Source organism: Microcoleus harperi Pol14_C6, assembly GCF_036701295.1.
GTDB lineage: Bacteria > Cyanobacteriota > Cyanobacteriia > Cyanobacteriales > Microcoleaceae > Microcoleus.
Genome location: NZ_JAUBQN010000022.1, coordinates 100,857 through 115,406, shown reverse-complemented (window position 1 = coordinate 115,406; position 14,550 = coordinate 100,857). Strand labels below are relative to the sequence as shown.

Sequence of the window (14,550 nt, the reverse complement as noted above, 5' to 3'; positions counted from 1 at the left end):
GAGATAGTTAAAACTGGGGCAACAGTGAATAGGATTACTTTGCCAGCGTTAAGCGAACCAGATATGAATTTGTTGGTAGCAGATACGCTAAATTGTAAATCATCCCTTGCCCAACCTTTGACAAAATTAATATATCAAAAAACTCAGGGGAATCCTTTCTTTTCTACTCAGTTTCTCAAGGCATTACATGACGATAAGCTAATTAGTTTTAATTGGGAGATACGGCATTGGCAGTGTGATATTGCCCAAGTCACACCCTTAGCGTTCACTGATGATGTCGTTGAATTCATGGCATTGCAATTGCAGAAGTTGCCGCCAGAAACTCAGGAGGTTCTCACATTAGCTGCGTGTATAGGAGCGCAGTTTGATTTGAATACGTTAGTAATTGTCAGTGAGAAATCTGCGGGAATGACGGCTACGGCTTTATGGAAAGCATTGCAGGAAGGTTTGGTGATTCCCACGACAAAAATCTATAAGTTCTTTACCCAATTGGATAGTGATGAAGTTTTCAAAGCTTCAGCTAATCCCACTTATCGATTTTTACACGATCGAGTGCAACAAGCTGCCTATTCTCTGATTCCCGATGAGCAAAAAACCGCAACTCACCTCAAAATAGGACGGTTACTGCTAGAAAATTTATCGAAGATTGAGCTAGAGGAAAAACTGTTCGATCTTGTAGGGCATTTGAATTTAGGAATTGAGTTAATTGCTCAATCAAGGGAACGGCAAGAATTAGCTCAACTGAATTTGCAAGCTGGAGTGAAGGCGAGAAATTCCACAGCTTACGCCGCAGCAAGGGTTTATTTGCAAACGGGGATTGAGTTACTGACAGCTAACTGCTGCCAACATCAGTATGAATTAACTTTGAATCTGTATGTGGCATCGGCTGAAGTTGCCTATCTGAATGGTGACTTTGAGGAAATGGAACAGATGGCAGCACTGGTGTTGCGATCCGCTCAAACCATACTAGACCGAGTGAAAATTTATGAGATCCAAATCAGCGCACTGACAGCCCAGAGTCAGATGTTGGAAGCAATATCTGTCGGCAAAAATGCGCTGGTAGAATTAGGGGTTGAGTTCTCATCTGAACCTGATGAAGCCTTGACAGGCAAAGCACTACAAACCCTTGGCGCTCGCCTTCAGGGTAAACAGATTTCAGAACTGATTAACCTCCCTGCGATGAGCGACTCAGAGACAATTGCAGCGATGCAACTATTAGCCATGTTGTTTTCAGCGATTTTTTCAGCCTCTCCTGCCTTGCTACCTCTGTATTGCTCCACAATGGTGAGTCTATCTCTCCAATTTGGAAATGCGCCCGCATCAACAATCGGATATGTAGGTTATGGCATGGTGTTATCTGCTTTTTTAGGAGAAGTAAAAACAGGTTATGATTTCGGGCGATTGGCACTGAACTTAGTCAATCAGTTGAATGTACGGGAATTTAAGTCCTCGGCTTTACTGTTTTTTGGCGCTTTCCTCCAGCATCGTCAAGAACCACTGAGGGCAGTAATACCAACTCTCAAAGATAGCTATTTAGCGGGGATGGAAACAGGTGATTTCCTCAATGCTGGCTACAGTATAGCTATTTGTTTTTACGATCATCTATTCGGTGGAGTGGCTCTGGACGATTGGGTACTAGAAATAAAAAATTACTGTGTTGTCTTAGCGACTCTAAAGCAAGATTCTCCTCTGGCTTACCTAAAGGCAACACAACAGACGGCGCAGAACTTAACGGAAATTGTCAACCAACCGGATTTATTAATTGGTACTGCCTACGATGAAACTGTGATGTTTCCTAAGCAGTATCAAAATAACGAACTCACTGTCCTTGCTGTTGTTTATATCTATAAACTGATGCTTGCCTATATTTTTGGCAACTACACCCATGCCCTAGACTACCTTACCCAAGCTAACCGCTATTTGATGGGAGCGACAGGAATGATTCAAATTCCTGTTTTTCATTTCTATGCTGGCTTAACCTACCTGGCACTATGCTCTATGGAGTCAGAAATTGAGCAAGCAAACACTCTTAGCAGGATGGAAATTCATCAAACGAATATTACTCAATGGGCGCATCATGCCCCCATGAATCACCAACATAAAGTTGACTTAATCAAGGCAGAAAAATGTCGAGTGTTAGGACACAAAGCAGAAGCAAGTGAGCTATACGACAAGGCAATTTCTGGAGCCAAAGCCAACGAATACATCCAAGAAGAAGCACTGGCCAATGAACTAGCCGCCAACTTTTACCTCGACTGGGGTAAACAGCGCATTGCCCAGGAATACATGACAAACGCCTACTATGGCTATGCTCGTTGGGGCGCTAAAGCCAAAGTCGCCGACTTAGAAAAACGCTATCCTCAACTACTGGCTCCCATCTTCCAGCAAACCCGTTCTCCCCTCTCCCCTCACGAAACGATCTTCACATTGGGAAGTGTGACTTCCACCAGTTCTCCCAGTTCCAGCAGTAGCAGCGTCTCTGTAGCTTTAGATTTAGCTGCGATTCTCAAAGCTTCCCAAACTCTTTCTGCCGAAATCGAATTGGAAAAACTGCTGGCATCGTTGCTGAGAATCGTCATCGAAAATGCGGGGGCTGATAAATGCGTGTTAATGCTCTTGCAAGACTCGCGCCTGCTAATCAAAGGGTCAATTAGCGTGGGGATGGAGCCAGTCGTGTTGCAGCGCTTTCTGGTTGAAGACAGTCAAGAAATTCCTCTGAAGCTAGTTTACAAAGTCAAGCACGATAGGCGAACTGTTGTACTGATTGATGCGACGACCGATCCTACTTTAGCCAATGACCCATACATCATGCGTCAGCAGCCTAGGAGTATCTTGTGCAGCCCGATTTTGCATCAAGGTAAATTGATAGGCATTTTATATCTAGAAAATAATTTAGCGGCGGGGGCGTTCACGAGCGATCGCGTTGAAGTGCTGAATCTAATTTGCTCTCAAGCTGCCATTTCTTTGGAAAATGCCCGTCTTTATCAAGAATCCCAACAAGCTCTTACAGACCTCAAACAGGCACAACTAAAAATAGTCCAAAGTGAAAAAATGTCGGCATTGGGCAATTTAGTAGCTGGGGTCGCTCACGAAATCAACAACCCTGTAGGCTTCCTTGCTGGCAACATTACCCCTGCTTTAGATTACATTAATGATTTGTTTGGATTGCTCGATCTATTTGAGCAAGAATATCCTAATTACACTGCGGCAATTCAAGAGGAAATTGAAGCGATAGACCTCGATTATATCCGGGAAGACTTACCAAAGTTAGTGGGTTCAATGAGGGAAGGAGTGAAGCGAATCAAAGGCATCAGCACCAGTCTTCGCATCTTTTCCCGTGGCGATAGCGCTCGCCCCGTCCCCTGCAATATCCACGACGGGATTGATAGCACAATTATGATCCTCAAACATCGCCTCAAAGCTTCGGACACACGCCCAGAGATTCAAGTCATCAAGAAATACGGTGATTTGCCGAAAGTAGAGTGCTATGCAGGTCAGCTAAATCAAGTTTTTATGAATCTGTTGAGTAATGCGATCGATGCCCTGGATGAATCAAATAGTGGACGGAGCTTTGCAGAGATTAAAGCGACTCCTAATAAAATTACGATCGAGACTGAATTATCGGGCGATCGGCAGCAAGTTGTGATTCGCATCAAAGACAATGGGGTTGGCATTAATGAGGCGGTGCGAGAGAAGATTTTTGAGGATTTATTTACGACGAAGGAAGTCGGTAAAGGCACAGGGTTGGGATTGGCGATCGCACGGCAGATTGTTGTTGAGAAACACTCTGGTATTTTAGAAGTAAATTCAGCGTTAGGTCAAGGTGCAGAGTTTTTGATAACAATTCCCGTCAAGACAATAGAATCAAGATAGTTGTGATGCAGCAATGAATGACATCCTCCTGTGGTTCGTCCGCAGATCTCGTGCTGGGAAAGGTTGATATTAGAACAATATAGACCATTAGCCAATAAAGTTAAAAACATTAGTATCAATTGGGATGTTTCCCGATCTGATTGATAAGCTATAACTATAAGGTGTAGCCACAGAATTTTTTTGAGGACAGGAAAATGGATGTCATCACTCACCTACCTGGGTATCAGATCGCAGAACAAATCTATGCAGGCTCTCGCACCCTCGTTTATCGGGGTGTTCGAGAGAGCGATCGCACTCCTGTTGTCATCAAACTACTACGAAACGAATACCCGAATTTCAACGAATTTGTCGGGTTTCGCAATCAGTACACCATTGCTAAAAATCTTAACTTCCCCAGTATAGTTAAACCTCTGACTCTAGAAGTATACCATAATAGCTATGCCTTAGTCATGGAGGACTTTGGAGGAATTTCCCTATCTAATTATCTCCATATCGCCACTGATAAAAACCAACCTGCTAAATCTTTATCTTTAACAGAATTTCTAAATTTGGCACTGCAACTAACAGACATTCTCCACTATCTCTACCAAAACCGAGTCATTCACAAAGATATTAAACCCGCTAATATTCTGATTAATCCCGACACTAAACAAATAAAACTAATTGATTTCAGTATTGCATCTCTGCTACCACGAGAAACTCAAGAAATTCAGAATCCCCACATCCTTGAAGGGACATTAGCCTATCTCTCTCCCGAACAAACCGGACGAATGAATCGGGGTATTGACTATCGTAGCGACTTTTATGCCCTCGGTGTCACTTTTTATGAATTATTGACAGGACATTTACCATTTATCTCTGATGACCCGATGGAACTGGTGCATTGCCATCTCGCCAAAGAGTCAATACCGATACATCAAATTCATCCAAAAATCCCCATAGTTTTATCGCATATAGTCAGTAAATTGATGACCAAAAATGCTGAAAACCGCTATCAAAGTGCATTAGGATTAAAACATGATTTAGAAATTTGTTTAGCTCACTTAGAAAAAACTGGTAACATTGAAGCTTTTGATTTAGGAAAGGAAGATATTACAGACAGGTTCCTGATACCAGAAAAACTGTACGGTAGAGAAAAAGAAGTCGATCGTCTATTAGCTGCCTTTGAAAGAGTCAGCACAGGCAGTACAGAAATGATGCTAGTAGCAGGTTTTTCTGGAATTGGCAAAACCGCAGTCGTGAATGAAGTTCACAAGCCAATTATCCGACAACGTGGCTATTTCATCAAAGGCAAATACGACCAGTTCCAGCGCAATATTCCCTTAAACGCATTTGTGCTAGCCTTCAGGGATTTAATGGGGCAATTAATATCAGAATCAGATGCTCAATTACAAATATGGAAAAACAAGATTTTGACAGCATTTAGCGACAATGGACAAGTCTTGATTGATGTAATTCCTGAGCTAGAACGCATCATTGGTAAACAGCAAATAGCACCAGAAATATCGGGAAGTGCCGCCCAAAATCGCTTTAATCTGCTGATGCAGAAATTTGTGCAAGTATTTACGCAAGCCGAACATCCTTTAGTAATGTTTTTAGATGATTTGCAGTGGGCAGATTCGGCATCCTTGAAATTGTTGCAACTGTTGATGGAAGATACGGCACATTTATTGGTGTTAGGTGCTTATCGAGATAATGAAGTGTCTCCTACTCATCCATTTATTTTGACGGTGGATGAGATTATTAAATCCGGGGCAACGGTGAATACAATTACTTTGGCTCCTTTGCAACAAGATGACATTAATCAATTGATTTCAGATACTCTTAGTTGCGGATTAGAGATTGGCCAACCTCTGAAAAAACTGGTGTATCAAAAAACTCAAGGTAATCCCTTTTTTGCTAGGCAATTCCTGAAGGCTTTACATGACGATGGGCTGATTACTTTTGAGCCCCCTGTGTCCCCCACCCCCGTTTTATCCCCCCTTACCAAGGCGGGAAAGACGGGGGTACAAGGGGGGTGGCAGTGCGATATTGCTCAAGTGAAAGCCTTGGCAATTACTGATGATGTGGTAGAGTTTATGGCACTGCAATTGCAGAAAATGCCGTTTCCTACTCAGGAAATGCTTAAATTAGCCGCTTGTATTGGGTCCCAGTTTGATTTAGCTACTTTGGCAATCGTCAGTGAAAAGTCGGCGGAAGTTGCGGCTACTGCTTTATGGAAATCTTTGCAAGAAGGTTTGATTATTCCGACTACGGAAGCTTATAAGTTCTTTACTCAATCTGATAATGAGTCGGCTTCTAGTGCAGCGGCTAATCCGACTTATCGGTTTTTGCACGATCGCGTCCAGCAAGCTGCCTATTCTCTGATTCCAAACGAGCGCAAGCAAGCAACACATCTACAGATCGGTCAACTACTTTTAAGAAATACTGTTTTGGCAGAGCGTGAGGAAATCTTATTCGAGATTGCCAATCAACTAAATCGCGGTCGCTACTTATTAAACGATCCAGAAGAAAAGGAAAGATTGAGCCAATTAAACTTATTGGCAGGACGAAAAGCTAAAACTTCTACGGCATATACTGTTGCCTGTGAGTATATAACTACTGGCATGGAATTATTGAGAGAAAACAGTTGGAATATTCAATATAAATTATGCTTTGCGCTCCACAAAGAACGGGTTGAAGTTGAATATTTGAATGGCAGTATTGAGGCATCACAAATCTGGATCGATCGCACTCTCGAACGGGCAAAAACAGCCCTAGAAAAGGCAGAAATTTACAACTTGGCAATTATTCAATATACCCTACGAGCTGACTATCCAGAAGCTATTGCTGCGGGGATTAAAGCTTTATCTTTATTTGGTATTGATATTACCGATGAGGATTTTGAGGTGGTACGCGATCGCGAAATTGCGACTGCTCAAGCCATTTTAGAAAGCCGAGGGATTGCTTCTCTCAGTGATTTACCCATGATGACCGATCCTGAGAAAAAAATGGCTACAAAGTTAGCTATTGCTATGGGCCCGCCCACCTATCGATCGCATCAGCGTCTGTGGTCAGTCATTTGTGCCAAGGCTGTTAATTTGTGTTTGGAGTATGGTAATACGCCTGAAATAGGCTATATTTACCCAGCCTACGGTGGCTTACGTGGTTATGCTTTAAATAACTATCAAAATACAGGTGAGTTAATCGATTTAACGCTGCAATTAATGCCCAAGTTTAATAATAGTTCGGCTGAAAGTGTAGCCTATTTAATGATTGGTAGTTCTCTCCGTCATTGGTCTCACCCTCTTAAGTTAGCTAGCCAAGATTACAAAAAATCCTATCAAATTGGTTGGGAATCAAGCAATTTACAATATGCTGCTTATGCTTTTGGACACAATATGTACTGTCGTTTTTACCAGGGAGTAGAGCTGAATGAATTAGAGGCAGAAATTAATCAATCGCTGGCTTTTGCTCAACAGCAAAAAAATCAATGGTCTATCGATCTACTAACTGGTGGTCAAATGCTTGTAGCCAAGTTGATAGGAACAAAAACTTGGTCGAAAACTATAGAAACTGAGTATCTCCAACGCTGCCAAAAACATAAAAACTGGCAAGTTATCTGTATTTATAATATTCTTAAAAGCCAAATCCTCTACCTCTGCGATTGCCCAGAGTCAGCTTTAGAATCTGCCGAAAAAGCTGAAGCTGAGATTGTTAATGTTGCTCCCCAAGGCTTACTTCCCTATGCCAGACATCGCTTTATCTATGCTCTATTGTTATGCCAACGTTACGATCGAATACCACAGGCGAAACAATCCGATCTGTGGCAAAAGTTGATAGAGTATAAACAGCAATTAGCTGTTTGGGCGCAAAACTGCTCGGAGAATTTTAGCCCTGCCTCCGAGCTAATTTCAGCAGAAATGGCGCGTATTTCTGGAGATAAGTTATCGGCAATTGAACTGTACGAGCGCGCCATTTCCCTCGCAAAAGAGCATCAATTTCTCCACGAAGAAGCACTAGCTAATGAACTTGCAGCCAAATTCTATCTTAATTGGGGTAAAGAAAAATTCGCTCAAGCCTACATGATTGAGGCCTATTACTGTTATGCCCGATGGGGAGCCCAAGCCAAAGTTGCCGATTTAGAACAACGTTATCCTCAACTTCTCGATCCTCTCCTTCAGCCACCCCAATGGTCTACCTCTATCAAGGAAACTCTTACCCTGGAAACGATGGCTTATAACCGCTCTTCTAGCACAGCCTCGGAAGTTCTAGATTTGGCAACTCTGCTTAAGGCATCTCAAGCGGTTTCAGGGGAAATTGAACTCGATAAACTCTTGACTACTCTGTTACAAATAGTGATGACAAATGCTGGGGCAAGTAAATGTGTCTTACTGCTAAAACAAGATATTGAGTTACAGGTAGCAGCCTTTGTAGAAGAGGGACAAGAACCGCAGCTATTACCACCGATGCCTCTAGAATCAAGTCAGAATGTGGCGATCGCTTTGGTGAATACTGTTAAGCGGAGTTTGAGACCTCTGGTACTGGTTGATGCTAGGTTATGTACTGAGTTTTCTGGAGATAGTTACATTGAAAAATACCAGCCTAAAAGTGTGCTTTGTAGTCCAATTCTAAATCAAGGTAAGTTGATTGGGATTTTATATTTAGAAAATAATCTGACAATTGGAGCATTTACAAGCGATCGCGTCGAACTGCTCAATCTGCTCTGCTCCCAAGCAGCAATTTCCCTCGAAAATGCCCGCCTCTATCAACAGTCACAACAAGCTTTGACAGAACTCCGTGCCAGCGAAGCCCGCTTCCATAAGATGGCTGACAATATTCCAGGGATGGTCTTTCAATTACAATTGGCTGCTGATGGTGCTAAGTCTATAACCTACGCAAGTTCTGGTTGCATCAATCTGTATGAAGCTGAGTCAGAAATGGTTGTGGCAGGAATCATCAATGTCTTCGATGCAGTTTATGCAGGCGATCGCGCTGATGTTGAACAAGCAATTACCAAATCTGCCCAAACCCTGACCCCATTTAATCATGAATGGCGCAGTGTCACCCCGTCCGGCACGATAAAATGGGTGCAAGCGATATCCCAACCAGAACGACGAGGCGATGGGTCAACTGTATGGGATGGTGTTGTCTTTGATGTGAGCGATCGTAAACGCAGCGAAGCTGAATATAAAGCTGCGGAAGCAGCCCTGCAAATTTCCGAACAGAACCTCCGCACTATCTTCAATAACGTCAGTAGTGCCATCATAATTCACGATCTGGATGGCAAGGTGCTCGATGTTAATAACCGAGTGCTAGAAATGTTTGATGTGGAGCGAGAGCAAGCGCTGCAATGCTCGATATTGGATGACTATTCTACACCGGATAATCCGTTCCATCTGGTAGAAGACTGGTGGAGAAGGGTACTAGCCGGGGAAACGATTCAATTTGAGTGGAATGTCAGAAAAATTGATTCTAATACAGTCTTTGAGGTCTATGTCACCCTCAACCGCATCATCCTCGATGGCAAAGCTGTGATTCTTGGTAATGTGCTGGATATTAGCGATCGCAAACGCGCCGAAAATGAACGTCAACAAAAGTCAGAAGCTTTAGAAAAGACTTTACGAGAACTTCAACAAGCTCAAATCCAACTAATCCAAGGTGAAAAAATGTCAGCTTTGGGTAACTTAGTCGCTGGTGTCGCTCATGAAATTAACAACCCTGTCGGCTTCCTGACTGGCAACATTACCCCAGCCTTAGATTACATTAACGATTTGTTTGGATTGATCGATCTAGTGCAACAAAAATATCCCCACCTAGAGCCAGAGATTGAAAAAGAAATCGAAACCATTGAGCTTGACTATATCCGGGAAGACTTACCCAAGTTAATTGAATCGATGCAAGAAGGCGTGAAGCGAATTCAAGACATTAGTATTAGTCTGCGGACATTCTCGCGTGCGGATAGCGATCGCCCCGTAGCCTGTAATATTCACGATGGCATTGATAGCACAATTATGATCCTTAAACATCGTCTGAAAGCCAACGACACTCGCCCCGAAATCCAAGTCATTAGGGACTATGGCAATATCCCAAAAATCGAGTGCTATGCCGGACAATTAAATCAGGTATTTATGAATATTTTGGGAAATGCGATCGATGCTTTGAATGAATTAAATATTGGACGGAGTTATGCCGAAATTAAAGCCCATCCTAACCAAATTCTCGTCAAGACAGAATTATATGCCGATAGAAAACAGGTAGTAATTCGGATCAAAGACAATGGTATTGGCATGAGTGAAACGGTGCGGGAGAAAGTTTTTGATAATTTATTTACTACTAAGAGTGTAGGGAAAGGAACAGGATTGGGATTAGCGATCGCGCGTCAAATTGTAGTAGAAAAACATCACGGACAAATAAAAGTTGATTCTGTCCCTAGAGAGGGGAGTGTGTTTTCGATCACTATCCCTGTTATCTAAGGGAATATAATAGAATTCAATATTATATCAACCCATTTGAAACACTACCCAATTAACGATTGCAAAACATCAGGCTGGCTCACCTTATTTCGGTAAGTTTCCAAGTGAACCATTATCTAGGTCTAACATGAATCAAAATAAAACCATACCTTTAAGACTTGTGCTAGTAGTTCCGTTTGTATTGCAAGTCTTTGCCGCCGTTGGACTGACTGGCTATCTGTCCCTGCGAAATGGACAGATAGCCGTCAATGATGTTTCTAGTCAGTTGCGTGAAGAGATCGGCGATCGCATTAACCAGCAAGTCCTGAACTATTTGGAAAGACCTTATATTGCTGGACAAGCGATCGTCGCGGCTGCTCAAGAGGGGCAGTTAGATTTAACAGATGTCACCAAACTAGAACGGACTTTCTGGCAGTTAGTTAGCCAAGGTACGATCGAATTTATGCAAATTGGCTTGGCTGATGGCACGGGTATCACCTTAGAGAATACACCCAAGGACGGCATCGTTTCTCGTATTGGTTCCAAAGCGAATCTACCTCAGCGTAAAATCTACCAACTGAACGATCGAGGTCAACAAACTAGGTTGGTAGGAACTCAAGCAAAGTTTGACCCCCGGACTCGACCCTGGTATAAAACTGCACAGAAAGCCGGAAAACCAACCTGGTCATCTCAGCCCTATTTAAGCCAGGTGGATAAATTGGTGACAATTTCTCTATCTCAGCCAATCTACGACAACAATCGAGTATTGTTGGGAATTCAAAACTGTAACTTTCGGATTAGCAAGATTCATACCTTTCTCAGTCAGCTAAAGGTGGGTCAAACAGGACAAACATTTATCATCGATCACTCCGGCAACTTGATTGCCAGTTCAAGGATCGAAAATCCTTACATTATTGACCTTAAAAAACAGGATTTGCAACAAATTCCTGCCGTCAAGTCTGAAAATTCTGTAATTAGTGCCACAGCGCAAGCAATCCTCGATCGATTTGGTAACTTTAACGCCATTACACAGAGTCAACAGCTTGATTTTTGGCGGGCAAATCAGCATGAGTTAGTTCAAGTTTCAGCCATTCGAGACGAACGAGGTATCGATTGGCTCAGCGTCATTGTCGTGCCCGAATCAGATTTCATGGCACAAATTGATGCCAACACGCGCACCACTATTCTGCTGTGTTTGGTGGCGTTGGGTTTGGCAACTATTCTGGGCATCTATACTTCTCGCTGGATTACCAGTCCGATTCTGAAATTACAAAAGGCAAGTGAAGCGATCGCATCTGGCGCTCTTGACCAAACAGTGGCAGTTAAAGGGATTGATGAATTAGAAGCCCTGGCTGGTTCCTTTAACCAAATGGCAGGACAATTGCGAACTTCCTTTACAGAACTAGAAACTCGTGTAGAAGAACGCACCGCCGAACTTACTATTGCCAAAGAAGCTGCCGATAATGCCAACCAAGCCAAGAGCGATTTCCTCGCCAACATGAGCCACGAGCTTCGCACACCTCTCAACGGGATTCTCGGCTATGCCCAAATTCTCGAACGTACTAAAACTATACCCGAAAAAGAACGTCATGGTGTAAATATCATCCACCAATGCGGCTCTCATCTACTAACATTAATTAACGATATTTTAGACCTTTCCAAAATCGAAGCCCGCAAACTCGAACTTACCTCCAAAGCCATTCACTTGCCATCTTTCCTGCAAGGAGTAGTAGAAATCTGTCGAGTGCGTTCAGACCAAAAAGGTATAGAGTTCATTTATCAACCAGATACAAACTTACCCACAGGAATTCTAACTGACGAAAAACGACTCCGCCAAGTGCTACTCAATCTCTTAGGAAATTCGATTAAATTCACCGATAAAGGCAGCGTGACCCTCAAGGTAGATGTGATAGAATCAAATGCAGCGATGCCATTGCCTCAGCTTAAATTTCAAGCGATCGATACAGGAGTTGGCATCGCATCTGACCAAGTAAACAAACTATTCCAAGCATTTGAACAAGTAGGCGATCGTAAACGCCACGCGGAAGGCACAGGCTTAGGTTTAGCCATCAGTCAAAGAATTGTGGAATTGATGGGCGGAAAAATTCAAGTTGAAAGCCATCTGGGAATAGGCAGTAACTTCTACTTTGAACTAGCACTGCCGATCGCCACCGACTGGGCACAAAAAAGTTCCGTCAAAGACGGGCGCACAATTATCGGCTATGAAGGGCCACCACGCCACATATTGATCGTGGATGACCGTTGGGAAAATCGGTCAGTATTGGCGAACCTGCTAGAGCCTCTAGGGTTCACATTTACTGAAGCAGAGAATGGTCAAGAAGGCTTAGAAAAAGCTATAGAAAAACTGCCAGATTTAGTTATAACTGACTTAGCGATGCCAGTAATGGATGGCTTTGAAATGCTCAAACAGTTACGAAAATTGGAGGATATCAAGCATTTACAGGTGATAGTATCTTCGGCATCGGTGGCAGAAATAGACCAGCAGAAAAGCTTAGATATGGGTGGAGATGACTTTCTGGCAAAACCCGTTGATGCAGAGGAGTTGTTGACTTTGCTTGCCAAACATTTACAACTCATCTGGAAATATGATGTAACTGAGTTAACAACAAGCAATAATGAAGTATCCACGAAAGAACTAATTCCCCCATCGGCGGCGGACTTGCAAATTTTACTAGAACTGGCACAGGATGGCTTGCTCAGAGAATTGGCAGAAACCGCCGCTCAAATTGGGCAAAAGGATCAGCGCTATCAGCCCTTTATTCAGCAATTAATACAATTAGCTAAGCAATTCCAAACTGAGAAGATCGAGGAATTTATTCAACAACATCTCACTAATAATAGTTAAAAGTTGGATGGCTATGACTATGACCATAGGTTTAACTGGCTTAATTTTAATTGTTGATGATACTCCCACAAATTTGGATGTCATCTCGGAAGCATTGAGTAATGCGGGGTATAAGGTGGCGATCGCTACCAGTGGCGAACGCGCTCTGCAACAAGTTGAGCGGCGACCCCCCGATCTGATTTTACTGGATGTGATGATGCCGGGAATTGATGGATTTGAAACCTGTCAACGCCTTAAAGCTAATTCCAAAACTTGCGATATTCCAGTTATGTTCATGACCGCTCTGGCTGATGTAGACAACAAAATTAAAGGGCTTAACCTTGGTGCAGTAGACTACGTTACCAAGCCCTTCCAAGAACAAGAAGTGTTAGCGCGAGTGAAAACTCATTTACAGTTGCGTCTCTTGACTCAAAACTTAGAACAGCAAGTGGCTCAAAAAACTGCTGAATTAAAAGCAGCTCATATCCAAGTCATTCAACGCGAAAAATTGTCTGCTTTGGGCAACTTGGTGGCTGGTGTTGCCCACGAAATTAATAACCCCGTTGGCTTTATTTCTGGCAATATTCAGCCCGCTTTAGACTACATCAAAGATTTGTTTGGATTGCTGGATTTAGTTCAGCAAGAATCTGCTAATTTAAGTGTGGCAATTCAAGAGGAAATTGAAGCGATCGACCTCGACTACATCCGTGAAGATTTACCTAAGTTAGTTGGCTCGATGCAAGAAGGAGTAAACCGGATTAAAGACATTAGTATCAGCTTGCGGACATTCTCGCGTGCTGATAGCGATCGCCCCGTTGCCTGCAATATCCACGACGGGATGGATAGCACAATTATGATCCTCAAACATCGCCTCAAGGCAAACGACACTCGCCCTGAGATTCGGGTAATTAAAGAGTATGGTGATTTACCGGAAGTAGAATGCTATGCAGGACAGATCAATCAGGTATTTATTAATTTGTTGGCTAATGCGATAGATGCTTTAGAAGAATCAAATACGGGACGTAGTTATGCTGAAATCAAAATTAATCATAATCAAATTATTATCAAGACTGAATTATCGGCAGATCGGCAGAAAGCAATAATTCGTATCAAAGATAACGGTATTGGCATGAGTGAGACGGTGAGGGAGAAGATATTTGACCACTTATTTACAACTAAAGGTGTGGGTAAAGGCACGGGATTGGGATTGGCGATCGCACGGCAGATTGTGGTTGAGAAACACGGCGGTACAATCGAGGTAAATTCTGTATTAGGAGAAGGGACGGAGTTTACGATATCATTGCCTACAAACCGATGAAGTTAATTATGCGATCGGTGCATTTAACTCTTACACACAGAGGCGCACATTAATTTTTAGCAGCCAATATTTGAAATTAG

Annotated in this window: 4 protein-coding genes; all 4 read left to right on the top strand. The window is 42.8% G+C overall.

Translation table 11 applies throughout. The annotated features are described in order from the left end of the window. Window positions 1–3,873: trifunctional serine/threonine-protein kinase/ATP-binding protein/sensor histidine kinase (locus tag QUA27_RS16410; protein ID WP_333069114.1), on the top strand; the 3,873-nt coding region annotated here is incomplete at its 5' end. A 194-nt stretch (window positions 3,874–4,067) separates the two neighbouring features. Further along, window positions 4,068–10,328, top strand: a complete 6,261-nt coding sequence (locus QUA27_RS16405) for an AAA family ATPase (protein WP_333069113.1) — start codon at window positions 4,068–4,070, stop codon at window positions 10,326–10,328. Between the two features lie 127 nt (window positions 10,329–10,455). Beyond that, window positions 10,456–13,173, top strand: a complete 2,718-nt coding sequence (locus QUA27_RS16400) for a hybrid sensor histidine kinase/response regulator (protein WP_333069112.1) — start codon at window positions 10,456–10,458, stop codon at window positions 13,171–13,173. Between the two features lie 7 nt (window positions 13,174–13,180). Then, window positions 13,181–14,470 (top strand): hybrid sensor histidine kinase/response regulator, encoded by a 1,290-nt coding sequence (locus QUA27_RS16395; RefSeq protein ID WP_445251518.1) that lies wholly within the window; start codon window positions 13,181–13,183, stop codon window positions 14,468–14,470. The last annotated feature ends 80 nt before the right edge of the window (window positions 14,471–14,550 follow it).